Raw genomic sequence first — 14,924 nt, 5'->3', positions numbered from 1 at the left:
CAAGATGACCTCCCTGGCCAGCCAACTCCTTCATGGTTTCCGTGACTGACCCGGTCGGCGTACGGCGCTGTGTACTGGCCTGACTGCCTGTGAACAGCACCTGAACGAGCCGCGCCCGCCGCACCCGGATTGGCTCGATCCGTTCGACCCACGAGACGAAGAAGAGAGCCGGTCATGGACTTCCTTCGCCCCGCCAGCTGGGAGGAGGCGCTCGCCGCGAAGGCCGAGCACCCCACCGCTGTGCCGATTGCGGGCGGCACCGACGTGATGGTCGAGATCAACTTCGACCACCGCCGGCCCGAGTACCTCCTCGATCTCAACCGCGTCGGCGACCTCTACGAGTGGGAGGTCGGCGAGGAGAGCGTCCGGCTCGGGGCCTCCGTCCCGTACAGCAGGATCATGGACCACCTGCGCGCCGAGCTGCCGGGGCTGGCTCTCGCCTCGCACACGGTCGCCTCCCCGCAGATCCGCAACCGCGGCGGCGTCGGCGGCAACCTCGGCACCGCCTCCCCGGCCGGCGACGCCCACCCCGCCCTGCTGGCGGCGGGGGCGCAGGTCGAGGCCGAGTCGGTGCGGGGGTCGCGGCTGATCCCGATCGACGACTTCTACACCGGCGTGAAGCGCAACGCGCTCGCCGCCGACGAACTCATCCGGGCCGTGCACATCAAGAAGGCCGACGGGCCGCAGCAGTACTCCAAGGTCGGTACGCGCAACGCCATGGTCATCGCGGTGTGCGCCTTCGGGCTCGCCCTGCATCCCGGGACGCGGACCGTGCGCACCGGGATCGGCTCGGCCGCGCCCACGCCGGTGCGGGCGAAGACGGCGGAGGAGTTCCTGAACGCCGCGCTCGACGAAGGCGGGTTCTGGGACAACGGGAAGATCATCACGCCGTCGGTCGCCCAGCAGTTCGCGGACCTGTGCGCCGGGGCCTGCAACCCGATCGACGACGTCCGGGGCACCGCGAGCTACCGGCGCCACGCGGTCGGCGTCATGGCCCGCCGCACGCTGACCTGGACCTGGGAGTCGTACCGCGGCACCGCCGCCCGCAGCGAGGGAGTCGCCTGATGCGCGTCAATTTCACGGTCAACGGACGTCCGCAGGAGGCCGACGACGTGTGGGAGGGCGAGTCCCTGCTGTACGTGCTGCGCGAGCGGCTCGGGCTGCCCGGCTCGAAGAACGCCTGCGAGCAGGGGGAGTGCGGATCGTGCACCGTCCGCCTGGACGGAGTGCTGGTGTGTTCCTGCCTGGTCGCCGCCGGGCAGGTGGAGGGCCGGGAGGTCGTCACCGTCGAGGGTCTCGCCGAGTACGCCAGGCAGCGCTCCTGCGGGACGGGCGCCTGCGGCACCTCGCTGGACGAGGCCAGGCACTGGGCCGCCGAAGCCGGCCAGGACTCCCACACCGGCGAGGGCACCGAACTCTCGCCCGTCCAGCAGGCGTTCATCGACGCCGGCGCCGTCCAGTGCGGCTTCTGCACGCCGGGGCTGCTGGTCGCGGCCGACGAGATGCTGGAGCGCAACCCGAACCCGACCGACGCGGACATCCGCGAGGCGCTCTCGGGCAACCTGTGCCGCTGCACCGGCTACGAGAAGATCATGGACGCGGTCCGCCTGGCGGCCGCCCGGCAGGGAGAGGCGGTCTGAGCATGTCCTTCCCCACTTCCGGCTTCGCCCGAGCGGGCGGTGCGCCCATCGGCGCCCCCGTCGGCACTCCCACCAAGCTCACCCAGGGTGCCGGGACCAGAGGCGGCATCGGCGAGTCCACGCTCCGCCCGGACGGCACCCTCAAGGTCACCGGCGAGTTCGCGTACTCCTCCGACATGTGGCACGAGGACATGCTCTGGGGCCAGATCCTGCGCTCCCCGGTCGCCCACGCCGAGATCGTGTCCATCGACACCTCCGAGGCGCTCGCCCTGCCCGGCGTCCACGCCGTCCTGACCTACGACGACCTGCCGACCGACGTGCGGAACTACGGCCTGGAGATCCAGGACACCCCGGTCCTCGCACACGGCAAGGTGCGCCACCACGGCGAGCCGGTCGCCATCGTCGCCGCCGACCACCCCGAGACCGCGCGCCGCGCCGCCGCCAAGATCAAGGTCGAGTACCGCGAGCTCCCGGTGATCACCGACGAGGCCTCCGCGACCGCCCCCGACGCGATCCTCGTCCACGAGGACCGCGACGACCACCACATCGGCCACGTCCCGCATCCGAACATCGTCCACCGCCAGCCGATCGTCCGCGGGAACGTCGAGGAGGCCGCGAAGAGGGCCGACGTCGTCGTCCGGGGCGAGTACACCTTCGGCATGCAGGACCAGGCCTTCCTCGGCCCCGAGTCCGGCCTCGCCGTGCCCGACGAGGACGGCGGCGTCCACCTCTACGTCGCCACCCAGTGGCTCCACTCCGACCTGCGGCAGATCGCGCCCGTCCTCGGCCTGCCCGAGCGCAAGGTACGGATGACGCTCTCCGGCGTCGGCGGCGCCTTCGGCGGGCGCGAGGACCTGTCGATGCAGATCCACGCCTGCCTGCTGGCCCTGCGCACGGGCCGGCCCGTCAAGATCGTCTACAACCGGTTCGAGTCCTTCTTCGGGCACGTCCACCGCCACCCGGCCAAGCTGTACTACGAGCACGGGGCGACGAAGGACGGCAAACTGACCCACCTGAAGGCCCGGATCGTGCTCGACGGCGGCGCGTACGCCTCCGCCTCCCCGGCCGTCGTCGGCAACGCCGCCTCGCTCGGCGCCGGCCCCTACGTCATCGACGACGTGGAGATCGAGGCCATCGCCCTCTACACCAACAACCCGCCCTGCGGCGCGATGCGCGGCTTCGGCGCGGTCCAGGCGTGCTTCGCCTACGAGGCGCAGATGGACAAGCTGGCGCGGCGACTGGGCCTGGACCCGGTGACGTTCCGGCAGCTCAACGCGATGGAGCAGGGCACCCTGATGCCGACGGGCCAGCCCGTGGACTCCCCGGCGCCGGTCGCCGAACTCCTGCGCCGCGTCAAGGCCATGCCGATGCCGCCGGAGCGCCAGTGGGAGTCCAGCGAGGGCGCGGACGTACGGCAGCTGCCCGGCGGTCTGTCCAACACCACGCACGGCGAAGGCGTCGTCCGGGGCGTCGGCTACGCGGTCGGCATCAAGAACGTCGGCTTCTCCGAGGGCTTCGACGACTACTCGACCGCGCGGGTACGCATGGAGGTCGTCGGCGGGGAGCCCGTCGCGACCGTGCACACCGCGATGGCGGAGGTCGGCCAGGGCGGGGTCACCGTCCACGCGCAGATCGCCCGCACCGAGCTGGGCGTGGCGCAGGTGACGATCCAGCCGGCCGACACACAGGTCGGCAGCGCCGGTTCGACGTCCGCGTCGCGGCAGACGTACGTCACCGGTGGCGCCGTCAAGAACTCCTGCGAGCTCGTGCGGGAGAAGGTCCTGGAGATCGGGCGGCGCAAGTTCGGCTCGTACCACCCCGCCTGGGCCACCGCCGAACTGCTGCTGGAGGGCGGCAAGGTCGTCACCGACGGCGGTGAGGTCCTCGCCGGCCTGGCCGACGTGCTGGAGGGCGAGGCCGTCGAGGTCGAGGCGGAGTGGCGGCACCGGCCGACCGAAGCCTTCGACCTGCGCACCGGGCAGGGCAACGGCCATGTGCAGTACTCCTTCGCCGCGCACCGCGCCGTCGTCGAGGTCGACACCGAGCTCGGCCTGGTGAAGGTCATCGAGCTGGCCTGCGCCCAGGACGTCGGCAAGGCGCTCAACCCGCTGTCCGTCCTCGGGCAGATCCAGGGCGGCACCACCCAGGGGCTGGGCATGGCCGTCATGGAGGAGATCGTCGTCGACCCGAAGACGGCGAAGGTCAAGAACCCCTCCTTCACGGACTACCTGATCCCCACCATCCTCGACACGCCGACCATCCCGGTCGACGTCCTCGAACTCGCCGACGACCACGCCCCGTACGGGCTGCGCGGGGTCGGCGAGGCCCCCACCCTGTCGTCGACCCCGGCGGTCCTCGCGGCGATCCGCGCGGCGACCGGGCTGGAGCTGAACAGGACACCGGTACGTCCCGAACACCTGACGGGAACCTGAGTCCTGCGGGGGCCCAGTCCCCCGGATCCCCGTTGTCCGTCTCGGGCCGTCCCCCGGGTCGTGCACCTCCCCAAATCCCGTACGTCGCCGTAGGCGGCCCACGGGTGCCCCTGTGAACCTTGGGAGTAGGCCCACATGACCCAGTCACTGACCCCCAGGACCTCAGCCGACGACGCGGGCGACGGCGCCCGCGTCCCGGCCGGCGGGTCCTGGCTCGACCGGTACTTCCACATATCCCGGCGGGGATCGACGCTCGCGCGCGAGGTGCGCGGCGGCGTCACCACTTTCATGGCGATGGCGTACATCCTCCTGCTCAACCCCCTGGTCCTGTCCGGCAAGGACGTGGCGGGGGACACGCTCGGCCGACAGGCGCTGATCACCGCGACCGCGTTCGCGGCCGCCCTCACCACCCTCCTGATGGGGTTCTTCGGCAAGGTGCCGCTGGCCCTCGCCGCCGGCCTGTCCGTCTCCGGTGTGCTCTCCTCGCAGGTCGCACCCCAGATGACCTGGCCGCAGGCGATGGGCATGTGCGTGCTGTACGGCGTCGTCATCATGCTGCTGGTCGTCACCGGCCTGCGCGAGATGATCATGAACGCGATCCCGCTCGCGCTCAAGCACGCCATCACCATGGGCATCGGCCTGTTCGTCGCGCTCATCGGCTTCTACAAGGCCGGCTTCGTCCACCAGGGCGAGGCGACCCCCGTCTCCCTCGGTCCCGCGGGCGAGTTGGCCGGCTGGCCGGTGCTGCTCTTCGCCCTCACCCTCCTCGCGATCTTCATGCTCCAGGCGCGCGGGGTCCCCGGCGCGATCCTGCTCGGCATCGTCGGCGGCACCGCGCTCGCCGTGCTCCTCAACGCGCTCGACGTCATCGACCCGCAGCAGTGGGCGAGCGGCGCCCCCGAACTGCACGGCGGCGCGGTCTCCATGCCCGACTTCTCCCTCTTCGGCGACGTCGAGTTCGGCGGCTGGGGCGAGGCCGGCGCGATGACCGTCGGCATGATCGTGTTCACGCTCGTGCTCGCGGGGTTCTTCGACGCGATGGCCACCATCATCGGCGTGGGCACCGAGGCGAAACTCGCCGACGCGCAGGGCCGGATGCCGGGCCTGTCCAAGGCGCTGTTCATCGACGGCGCGGGCGGTGCGATCGGCGGCGTGGCGGGCGCCTCGGGCCAGACGGTGTTCGTCGAGTCCGCGACCGGCGTCGGCGAGGGTGCCCGCACGGGCCTGTCCTCCGTCGTCACCGGCCTCTTCTTCGCGGCCTGCCTGTTCTTCACCCCGCTCACCTCGATCGTGCCGGGCGAGGTCGCGGCCGCCGCCCTGGTCGTCATCGGCGCGATGATGATGATGAACGCCCGCCATGTGGACTGGGCCGACCGCGCCACCGCGATCCCGGTCTTCCTGACCGTCGTGATCATGCCGTTCACGTACTCCATCACCGCCGGCGTCGCGGCCGGAGTGATCTCGTACGCCGCCATCAGGACCGCCCAGGGCAAGGCACGGGAGATCGGCGCCTTCATGTGGGGTTTGACCGTGATCTTCCTGGTCTACTTCGCCCTTGCGCCGATCGAGAGCTGGATGGGCGTGCACTAGGCGCCCTCCCCAGGTCCGCAGCCCTCCCCACCCGCACCGCCGAGGAGACCGAGACACATGCTGGACATCGCCGAAGAGCTCCACCGGTGGGCCGGGCAGGGACGCGACTTCGCCGTGGCCACCGTGGTGGCCGTCGGCGGCAGCGCGCCCCGCCGGCCCGGCGCCGCCCTCGCGGTGGACGCCGACGGCACGGCGATCGGCTCGGTCTCCGGCGGCTGTGTGGAGGGCGCGGTCTACGAGCTGTGCCGACAGGCGCTCACGGACGGCGAGCCGGTCCTGGAGCGCTTCGGCTACAGCGACGAGGACGCCTTCGCCGTCGGCCTGACCTGCGGCGGCGTCATCGACATCCTCGTCGCACCGGTCCGGACGGGCGACCGGGTCCGCCCGGTGGTCGCGGCGGCACTCGACGCCGCCGCGCACGGCCGGCCGGCGGCGGTCGCCCGGATCGTCTCCGGCCCCGCCGGCCTCATGGGCCGCGCGATGCTGGTCCACCCCGAGGGCGCGTACGACGGCGGTTTCGGCGCCCACCCCGAACTGGACCGCACGGTCGCCGCGGAGGCCGGCGCCTTCCTGGACGCGGGCCGCACCGGCACCCTGGAGATCGGCGAGCAGGGCTCCCGCTGCGGCTCCCCGCTCACGGTGCTCGTCGAGTCCTCGGTCCCCCCGCCCCGGATGATCGTCTTCGGCGCGATCGACTTCGCGTCGGCGCTGGTGCGCGTCGGCAAGTTCCTGGGCCACCACGTGACGGTGTGCGACGCGCGCCCGGTGTTCGCCACCCGGGCCCGCTTCCCGGAGGCCGACGAGATCGTCGTCGAATGGCCGCACCGGTACCTGGAGCGCACGCGGGTCGACGCCCGCACGGTCCTGTGCGTCCTGACCCACGACGCCAAGTTCGACGTCCCCCTGCTGAAGCTCGCCCTGCGGCTCCCGGTGGCGTACGTCGGCGCGATGGGCTCCCGCCGCACCCACCTGGACCGCGCCGCCCGCCTGCGCGACGTCGGCGTGAGCGACCCGGAGCTGGCACGTCTGCGGTCCCCGATCGGCCTCGACCTGGGCGCCCGTACACCGGAGGAGACGGCCCTGTCGATCGCCGCGGAGATCGTCGCCGCCCGGCGGGGCGGAAGCGGGGTTCCCCTGACCGGGGCGCACACGCCGATCCACCACGACGTGACACGACGGCCGGCGGGACGCGTCGGCTCGGTGGCCTGAACCGGGTCGCGCGCGCTCCGAACCGGCCCGCGAGCGGGAGCGAAGGCCCTTAGGCCGGCGCTCCGGTCAGCCTCCGCCGGCCGTCAGGGGCGTCTGAGCAGCTGGTTGACCGTCCGGCCGAAGACCGACCGCGCCGCCATCCCCAGCAGGGGATCGAAGAGCGAGGGCAGCAGCCGTACCCGGAGTTCCTCGCGCCAGACCACCCGCGCACGCCCCCCGGGCCCCGGCCGCACCTCGATCTCCGCCCACCCCCTGACCACCCGGCCCCGCTTCTCCAGGCGGACGAAGCCCGGTTCGTCGTCCGCCGGCGGGCGCCACACCGTGACCTCCATCCGGTCGTCGAAGGAGAGCGGACCGGCCCCCGTGCGGGCCACCAGGACCGTGCCCACGTCCGTGGGCGCAGGCGTGGTCACGGTGACGCGGGTCAGCGGGACCGACGTGGCGTGCCGGGGCCACTCCGTGAGGCGGCGCCAGGCTTCGCCGGGCGGGATCGGGGCCGTGCGTTCGAGCTGGAAAGTGACCACAGGACGATCGTAGGGAGTCCGGCCTGTTCAGCGGGGTGTTCGTATACGGCTCACACGTGTGGCCCAGCGGGTCGTGGGCGAGGAGCCGTGTCAGGGGCGCACGGGGTTCTGATCCCTTTCGCCCGCCGGCCGGCGCATGAGCGGCCGGCGCCCGGTTACCCGGAGGGGACGCACGTGAACGCGAGCGAGGAGGTGCGGCCGTGAGCCGCGTGAAGGCTGTGCTGTTCGAACGGGACGGCGTTCTCGTCGAGGACGTCCCGGACAACGCCGACCCCGGCCGGGTCCGCCCCGTCGCCGGCGCCCGTGAGGCGGTCGGGCTGCTGCGGCTGCACGGGATCAGCACCGGGGTCCTCACCCACCAGCCCGGCGTGGCCCGCGGACTGCTCGGCGACGCCGACGTACGGCGTGTCGACCGGCGTGTCGACGACCTCCTCGGCCCGTTCGACGTGTGGGGCGTGTGCCCGCACGACCCCGGCGACGGCTGCCGCTGCCGCCCACCGGAACCGGGGCTGATCCTGTGGGCGGTCGGACGGGTGTGCACCGCCCCGTCGGACTGCGTCGTCGTCGGCGACCTCGGCACGCACGTCGAGGCCGCACGCCGGGCGGGCGGCCACGGCATCCTCGTCCCCTCCGACCGGACCCCGCCCAAGGAGACGGCGCGCGCGGACCATGTGGCGCCCGATGTCCTGACCGCCGTCCGCGCGCTGCTGACCGGACCGCCGCGGGGGCGGGTCCTCGTCGACGAACGGCCCATCGAGGCCGCGTACGACACCGGGGAGGGGCCGCAGTGAGGCCCCTCCCCGGATGCCGCTGTCACTGGCCGTAGAACGTGGCGTCCGCCCGGTCCGTGGCCGTGCTCACCGGCTGCGTGTACAGCAGGTAGGTGTAGTGGCGGATGTAGCGCCCGGCGGAGGCGTACGACTCGTAGGAGACGCCCGCCGCGTCCGCGAGGCCCGCGCGCCGGTAGAAGGTGGCGTCGGAGGCGAACTGGGCCGTCCCGTCGTTCTTCTCCAGCCGGACCTCGAAGCTCGCGTTGCTCCGCAGGTAGTAGCCGGGGAAGTTGGCCGACTCCAGCGACACGGTGCCGCTGCCGGCCAGGCCGGCGACGGCCCGGAACTGGGAGTCCGCGAGCGGGCTGACGTTCGTGTCGACGCGGGCGCGGTAGTCGTAGTGCCGGACGAAACGGTCCGGGAAGTTGTACGACGACAGGCGCTGCGGGGTGACCCCGTCGGCCACCGGGATGCCGAAGTCGGGGGTGCCGTCGGCCTTCCAGTACAGCTTCTGCACGCGGGTGCGGCGGTTCGGGTCGTTCAGCGGGTCGCCGCTGATGTCCTTGTAGTTGCGGTCGTGGTAGACGAGGACGTCGCTCTTGCCGTCCTCGGAGACGGTGAACGAGTTGTGGCCCGGACCGTACTGGCCGGTGGCCGCGTTGCTGGTGAAGACCGGGGTCGGACTCTTCGTCCAGGACGCCGGGTTGAGCAGGTCCGCGCTCGCGGAGGCGGACAGCAGGCCGAGGCAGTAGTTGCTGTCGGTGGCGCTCGCCGAGTACGACATGAACACCTTGCCGCCGTGCTGGACCACCGCCGGGCCCTCGTTGACCTTGTAACCGACCGTCTCCCAGGCGTAGGTGGGGCGGGTCAGCAGGACCGGAGTGCCGGTGATGGCCCAGGGGCTGGACATCTTCGCGAGGTAGACGTCGGTGTTGTTGTCGACCGACGGGTCGCGCTGCGCCCAGGACAGGTAGCGCACCCCGTTCACCACGAAGGTCGTGGCGTCCAGGGAGAAGCTCTCCCACTGGGTCCTGATCTGGCCCTTCTCCACCCAGGTGGCGGTCAGCGGGTTGGCGCCGGTGCCCTCCAGGACGTACATCCGGATCGCCCACTTGTCACTGGTGGAGCCGGCGGCGAAGTACACGTACCACTTGCCGTCGATGAAGTGGATCTCCGGTGCCCAGATGTTGGCGCCCATCACGCCGCTGGCGTGCTTGGTCCAGATCGTCGTCTCGGGCGCGGTCTTCAGACCCTGGATGGTGGTCGCCCGGCGCAGCACGATGCGGTCGTACGCGGGGACGGTCGCGGTGAAGTAGTAGTAGCCGTCGGTGTGCTTGAAGATGTGCGGGTCGGCGCGCTGTTCGGCGAGCGGGTTGGTGTAGGTGACGGCGGGGGAGTCGGGCACGGCGGCCTGGGCGGCGGGGGCCGGGCCGGCCAGACAGGCCGCGAGGGCGACCAGCCCGGCCATGAGCAGGCGTACGGCGTTGCGTCTCAAGGGGGTTCTCCGGATCACTGGGTGCGGGGCGGGGAGGGAGGTCACGTCGTGGGCACGAGCCGCCACTGCTGGCAGTTGTTGTTCAGCCACGTCCACAGCCGTACGTCGGCCCCGTTCGCGGTGGAGCAGTTCGCGACGTCGGCGACCTTGCCGCTGTTCTCGTTCACGATCCGCACGTAGTCACCGGTGGCCGTGTGGACGAGACGGAACTTCTGGCAGTTGTTGTTCAGCCAGGACCACTGGGCGATGTCGGTGCCGTCGGCCGTCGCGCAGCCCGCGGTGTCCATGACCTTGCCGGTCGCGACGTTGACCAGCCTGCTGGTGTCGTTGCCGAGGTCCTCGACGCGCCACTTCTGGTTGGCGCCGCCGGTGCAGCCCCACTGGAAGATGTTGGTGCCGTCCGCGGTGTTGCCGCCCTCGACGTCCAGGCACTTGCCGCTGTTGCGGTTCACCAGGGCGTATGCGGTCGGGGTCGCCGCGGTCTCGCCCGAGGGGCCGGGCAGCGTCGTGCCGAGGGCCACCGGGGTGCCGAAGTTCGGCGTGCCGTCCGCGTTCCAGGTGAACTTCTGCGCCCGCGTGGTACGGCCGTTGCCGCAGCCGCCGTTCGCGGTGTCGTTGGCGTGGTAGACGATCCAGTTCTCGGTGCCGTCCGGCGAGCTGAAGAAGCCGTTGTGGCCGGGGCCGTAGACGCTCGCCGCGTCATTGCGCTGGAAGACCGGCGTCTGCTTCTTCGTCCAGGAGGAGGCCAGCAGGGGGTTGCTGCCGGTGAGCTCCAGCTGGCCCAGCTTGTAGTCCGGGGTGCCACAGAAGCTCGCGGAGAAGGTGAGGAAGGTCCGGCCGTCGTGGTAGAGCGGTTCCGGTCCCTCGTTGACCGCGCCGCCCGAGGTCTCCCAGCTCAGTGTGGGGCTGGAGATGATGGTGAAGGTGCTGCTCGCCAGTGTGTACGGGTTGCTCATCGGCGCGATGACCAGGCTCTGCGTACTGCCGTTGATGAAGCCGCTGCCGACCATGTACAGGCTGTTGTTCGCCTTCAGGACGGTGGCGTCGATGAGCCAGCCGCCGGGGGTGAGGTTGGAGCCGCTGAGCTGGTTCTTGTAGGTGTACGGGCCCATCGGGTCGGTGCCCGCGCTCTCCAGGACATGGGTGCGCTGGGAGTCGCAGCAGGCGACACCGCTCTGCCCCGCCGAGTAGTACAGGTACCAGCGGCCGTCGAGGAAGTGCAGCTCGGGTGCCCAGATATTGGTGTTGCGGGTGGGGGTCGTGTCACTGAAGACCTGGACGCTGGCGGCCGTGGACAGGCCGGCCAGGGTCGGCGACTTCCGCATGGTCAGCACGCCGGTGAAGGACGTGGTGACCAGGTAGTAGTTGCCGTTGTAGTACTCGAGCCAGGGGTCGGCCCCCTTGGTCGACTTGACCGGGTTGGTGTACGGGCGGCCCTCGGCGGCGGTGGCCGGCGTCGTCGCCGACACCATGGCGATCAGGACGGCGAGCACGCACAGGATGAGGGACCTGTGGCGTCTGGCGGGGGGCTGCTCTGAGGTCTTCGGCATGCGGGACCGTCCTGTCCGTCATTTCGAACGTGGTTCGTAAATTCGGTCAGAAGATAAGCGGGGGCCATGCTTCCGTCAACGGTTTCGTCACACGCGCTTTACCTGGACGACGCTCAGGGTGTTCGCGGCGACGATCGCGCCGGTGCCCGCCCGCTCCGCCCGCCGCAGGTTCCGGCCGAGCCCGGTCCACCCCACCACGGCGGCCGGGACGGGGCTGACGCTCATGCGCGGCCCGAAGCCCTGGGCCGGCCCTGCTCAGGCTGCGGCCGCTGTCGTGTCGGCGGTGCCGTACCTGGCGGACCTGCTCACCCTGCGCCGCCGCACGGCCCGGGACGGCAGTGGGTTCCTCACCCGCGACTGGATCCAAATCGGCAGGTGCTCCTTGGCGCCGACGCAGTGGTGCGGCGCTCCCTCGGCGAGCCCGACCGCCCGGCCCAGGCCGTTGTCGGAGGTCGCCGCGCGGCCCTGACGGACGGACACGAGGCCGCCGTGACGCCGGTCTTGTGGCGCCTGACCTCCAAGTCCGGTCCGCGGCGCGGCAGTCGTGGCCTCATCGGCTCTCTTCCCGCCGGCGTCACCCTGGTTCGCCGATCCGAACGGTGCATCGGCCGTCATCGTCCAGTCCGTCTCCGGCCCCGAGGCGAGCTCCACCCGGATGCGGCTCTGCGGCTCGCTCCGCGCTGACCCCCGGCCGTTCTCCTCCCGGTGGGGCACGCGCCGGTCACCCGGGGTCAGGTCGACCAGACGACCCCGCCGTTGTGCACGATGACCACCTTGGCGTCGGCGCGGAGGACCAGCTGGGCGCCCTCGTGGCCATGGCTCTTGGAAGCCCAGATGGGGCGGTCGGCGGCGTTGTGGATGACGAGGTTGCCGTCGCTCTGGAAGATCGCCCGGTGGTTCTCGCCGAAGGTCATGGACGCCCAGACGGGCTTGCCCTTCTCGTTGTAGACGACGAGGTTGCCGTCGGTCTGCATGACCATGCGGATGCGGTTGGTGGTCCAGGCCTGGTCGACCTCCAGGACGCTGGTCGCGGAGACGGTCTCGGTGCTCCAGTCCGGCTGCGGGGTCGCCTTGGGCGTGGGCTTCTTCGTGGGCGAGCGGCTCGGCTCGGGCTTTGACGCGGGTGCGGGCGCGGCGGGCCTGGGGGCGGCGGACGTGGGGACGGCGACCTTCGGGGCCGCGCTCTTCGTCGCCTTCGCCTTGCTCGGGGACGGGCTGGGCTTCTCGGCCACGTAGTCGTCGAGGGCGGCGGAGGAGGGGTCCTGGTTCAGCACGGTGTCGGAGCCCTGCCCGGCCACCCCCTTGGCGGTGTCCGGGCGCGCCTCGTCCTTGGCGCCCCCGGCCAGCAGCAGCGGTACGGCGATCAGGGCGGCGCCGACGATCGCGGCCCCCGCCAGGACCGGCTTGCGGGGGCGTCCTCCGTCGACGCCGGTGCCGGCCTTGACGCCCGGGGGAGCGGTCGCGACGGCCGTCGCCAGGCCGACGCCCGCTGCGGGGACCGTGCTCGCTGCGGGCGTCTCGGATGCCTCGGGTGCTCCGGGTGCCTCGGTGGTCCCGGGTGCCTCGGTGGTCCCGGCGGCGGGCGGGGGCGGGGCTGCGGCTTTTCCGGTGGGAGCGGCGCCTGATTTCGCCTCGGGGGCGGCGGCTGATTCCGCCTCGGGGAGGGTGCCGGACTCCGCCTCGGGGACGGTGCCGGATTCCCGCTCCGGGGTGGCGCCGGACTTCGCCTCCAGGGTGGCGCCGGACTTCGCCTCCGGGGTGGCGGCAGGGCTCGGCGTTTCCTCGGGCGGTGTGGAGGGCGCGGGCGCGGACCCGGGCTCCTCCGCGTGGGGGGCGGCGGCCGCCTCCGGGTTCGCGCCGGCGGTGGGGGGCTGGGGGGACATGCGGTTCCTCCTCCTCGGTGGCGGAGCTCTCGGTGGTGGGCAGAGGGCCGCCCGCGCAGCGGACGGACCGGACGAACGCCGGTGAACGGGACGGGCGTCGGGTCAGCGCCATGTCCGGGTGAGCAGTTTCGTCCCGTCCCTCGCTGTCCGGTTCCGCGTGACCCCACACCTGCGTCGACAGGTCCGACGGCGTGTCCAACGTAACCCCTCGTGGAGAGGACAACCGCCCCAACTGCCCCTACGGACCCGTTCCTTTGTCCATCGTCGCCTCACTGCTCCCGGTACGTTCTCCAACCGGGCGGCAAACGGGCACGTCGGCGCCCGATACGGATCTTCCGCGGGCCCCCACGGACAGGGCTCGTGTGGCATTCTGTGGGCTCCCCGACTGGTCAGCGTCGGCGTGTGCGCATGCCGTTCGGCACCTTCGGCACCTTTCGGCACCTTCGGCACCCAAGATTTCGTACGGATCCAAGAGTTCAGGTGGAGATGCGGCCCGGAGAACGGCAAGAGGCCACGCTTGGCGCCCCGCCGGTGTCGCCCGAGGCATCCGGCCCGGCCGCCGCCGGCGCCGCCGAGGCCGCCGACACCCCTGAAACACCCGAGATACCCGAGGCCGTGCGGGCCGCTGCCCGCCGCGCGCCAGGGCACTGGATCGGCATGGTGGACCCGGAGTGGACTGAGGAGCGGACGCCGCCGGAGTGGGCGGTGCTGGGGGAATGGCAGTCGGACGAGAGCGGGGGCGTGGGGGAGTACCGCGCCAACCCGGCGTACCGGCCCTCGGCACGGGTGCTCGGCTGGCCGGAGCCCACCGACCCGGTGGACGCGGCGGCGCAGCGGGCCGCCACCGGCTACGGCTCGGTGGACGAGGCGCTCGCGGCGCTCGCGGAGGCGGAGGTGTCCGTGGTGCGCGGCCCGGACGGCGGGCCGCTCACGGCCGCCGGGCGGGACGGGGCGCCGGTGGTGCTGTTGTTCACCTCGCCGGCACACGCGTTCATGTCCGCGGCACTTCACCATGACACGGTTCCCGCACGGGAGTTGGCCCGTTCACTGAGTGGTGCCGGCACCCTGCTGATGGTCAACGCCGGGGCCGCGGCCCCCCTGCTCGTCCCGGCGGACAGTCTTCCCGGCCCCGGCCCCGGCGCGGGCGACGAGGGAACGCCCGCGGCGGACGCCGGGACGGAGACGAGCCCCGGCGCCCCCTTAGACCCGGACCCGGTGGACCGTACCGGCCCTCCAACCGCGGGCCCCTCCACGGACCGGACCGACAGCCCTTCCGCACCCTGGCCCCGCACCACAGAGAGGACCCCGTGACGCGTCCCGCCGAGCAGTCCCCCACATCCCCGGCGGCGCGCGCGGAGTCCGGTTCCGAGGGCGGGAACACGACGGCCGTCGCGACCGCCGTGAACGTCGCTCAGGCCGACCCCGATCCCGAGCCCGAGTCCGATGCCGCCGCGGCGGCCAAGAGCCGGCTGCCCGCGCTCGTGCGGACCATGACGGTGACCGCGATCGACCGGCCGCAGCAGCGGACCCGACCGGTGGGGCGGCCGGGCAGGGCGGTGCTGGCCGGGGCGGCGGTCGTGGGAGCGCTGCTCGTGTCGGTGCCGTTCCTGGTGCTCGACGACAACAACCGGGACAACGGCGCCTGGCTGCACCTGTGGAGCTGCGCGGGCACCGACAACCAGAAGTGGAGCGTCGTCTGACCGGACGCCCCCGGACCGGGAGCATCGTCCCCGGCATTCCCGCCCCGCCCGACGGGCGCGGCATGATGGCACCGTCGGCTCGCCGACCCGCGGCCCCCGGCGAGACGGGGTGCCCGTTCCAAGACGCCGCC

Annotated in this window: 13 protein-coding genes; 8 read left to right on the top strand and 5 right to left on the bottom strand. The window is 72.3% G+C overall.

What is annotated here, in order from left to right; translation table 11 throughout:
• Positions 1–174: 174 nt before the first annotated feature.
• From ACWD0J_RS12750 to ACWD0J_RS12730, 5 genes are all read left to right on the top strand, one after another.
• A complete protein-coding gene (locus ACWD0J_RS12750) occupies positions 175–1,065 on the top strand; it encodes an FAD binding domain-containing protein (RefSeq protein ID WP_451495786.1) in 891 nt (296 codons plus the stop codon).
• The gene (locus ACWD0J_RS12745; RefSeq protein WP_451495785.1) at positions 1,065–1,640 is read left to right on the top strand and encodes a (2Fe-2S)-binding protein; all 576 of its coding nucleotides are present in this window, start codon (positions 1,065–1,067) and stop codon (positions 1,638–1,640) included. The genes ACWD0J_RS12750 and ACWD0J_RS12745 overlap by 1 nt, the downstream gene beginning before the upstream one ends.
• A 2-nt stretch (positions 1,641–1,642) precedes the next feature.
• Positions 1,643–4,072, top strand: coding sequence for a xanthine dehydrogenase family protein molybdopterin-binding subunit (locus tag ACWD0J_RS12740; protein WP_451495784.1), 2,430 nt, complete (start codon positions 1,643–1,645; stop codon positions 4,070–4,072).
• Between the two features lie 135 nt (positions 4,073–4,207).
• A complete protein-coding gene (locus ACWD0J_RS12735; protein WP_451495783.1) occupies positions 4,208–5,662 on the top strand; it encodes an NCS2 family permease in 1,455 nt (484 codons plus the stop codon).
• Positions 5,663–5,719: 57 nt separating this feature from the next.
• On the top strand, positions 5,720–6,871 hold the full coding sequence (locus tag ACWD0J_RS12730; RefSeq protein ID WP_451495782.1) for an XdhC family protein: 1,152 nt from the start codon (positions 5,720–5,722) through the stop codon (positions 6,869–6,871).
• An 83-nt stretch (positions 6,872–6,954) separates the two neighbouring features.
• On the opposite strand, the gene ACWD0J_RS12725 is transcribed toward ACWD0J_RS12730, so the two are convergent.
• Positions 6,955–7,395, bottom strand: a complete 441-nt coding sequence (locus ACWD0J_RS12725) for an SRPBCC family protein (protein WP_451495781.1) — start codon at positions 7,393–7,395, stop codon at positions 6,955–6,957.
• A gap of 200 nt (positions 7,396–7,595) precedes the next feature.
• On the opposite strand from ACWD0J_RS12725, the gene ACWD0J_RS12720 reads away from it, so the two are divergent.
• On the top strand, positions 7,596–8,186 hold the full coding sequence (locus tag ACWD0J_RS12720; RefSeq protein ID WP_451495780.1) for an HAD-IIIA family hydrolase: 591 nt from the start codon (positions 7,596–7,598) through the stop codon (positions 8,184–8,186).
• A gap of 22 nt (positions 8,187–8,208) precedes the next feature.
• On the opposite strand, the gene ACWD0J_RS12715 is transcribed toward ACWD0J_RS12720, so the two are convergent.
• The 4 genes from ACWD0J_RS12715 to ACWD0J_RS12700 all read right to left on the bottom strand — a co-directional run bounded on the left by ACWD0J_RS12715 (position 8,209) and on the right by ACWD0J_RS12700 (position 13,093).
• The gene (locus tag ACWD0J_RS12715) at positions 8,209–9,633 is read right to left on the bottom strand and encodes a family 43 glycosylhydrolase (protein ID WP_451495818.1); all 1,425 of its coding nucleotides are present in this window, start codon (positions 9,631–9,633) and stop codon (positions 8,209–8,211) included.
• A 68-nt stretch (positions 9,634–9,701) separates the two neighbouring features.
• A complete protein-coding gene (locus ACWD0J_RS12710; RefSeq protein ID WP_451495817.1) occupies positions 9,702–11,132 on the bottom strand; it encodes a family 43 glycosylhydrolase in 1,431 nt (476 codons plus the stop codon).
• 165 nt (positions 11,133–11,297) lie between these two features.
• Positions 11,298–11,435: a hypothetical protein gene (locus tag ACWD0J_RS12705; protein WP_451495779.1), complete on the bottom strand. Its 138-nt coding sequence runs from the start codon at positions 11,433–11,435 to the stop codon at positions 11,298–11,300.
• A 506-nt stretch (positions 11,436–11,941) separates the two neighbouring features.
• Positions 11,942–13,093 carry a mannose-binding protein gene (locus ACWD0J_RS12700; protein ID WP_451495778.1) on the bottom strand — a complete coding sequence of 384 codons (1,152 nt, stop codon included), beginning with the start codon at positions 13,091–13,093 and terminating at the stop codon, positions 11,942–11,944.
• A gap of 486 nt (positions 13,094–13,579) precedes the next feature.
• Between ACWD0J_RS12700 and ACWD0J_RS12695 the strand changes: the two genes are divergently transcribed.
• Positions 13,580–14,404 carry a type VII secretion system-associated protein gene (locus tag ACWD0J_RS12695; RefSeq protein WP_451495816.1) on the top strand — a complete coding sequence of 275 codons (825 nt, stop codon included), beginning with the start codon at positions 13,580–13,582 and terminating at the stop codon, positions 14,402–14,404.
• Positions 14,401–14,793, top strand: coding sequence for an RICIN domain-containing protein (locus ACWD0J_RS12690; protein WP_451495777.1), 393 nt, complete (start codon positions 14,401–14,403; stop codon positions 14,791–14,793). Before ACWD0J_RS12695 ends, ACWD0J_RS12690 begins: the two co-directional genes overlap by 4 nt.
• Positions 14,794–14,924: the final 131 nt, after the last annotated feature.

This window comes from Streptomyces sp. NPDC003011, from assembly GCF_053591515.1.
This window is presented reverse-complemented; position numbering and strand designations above follow the sequence as displayed.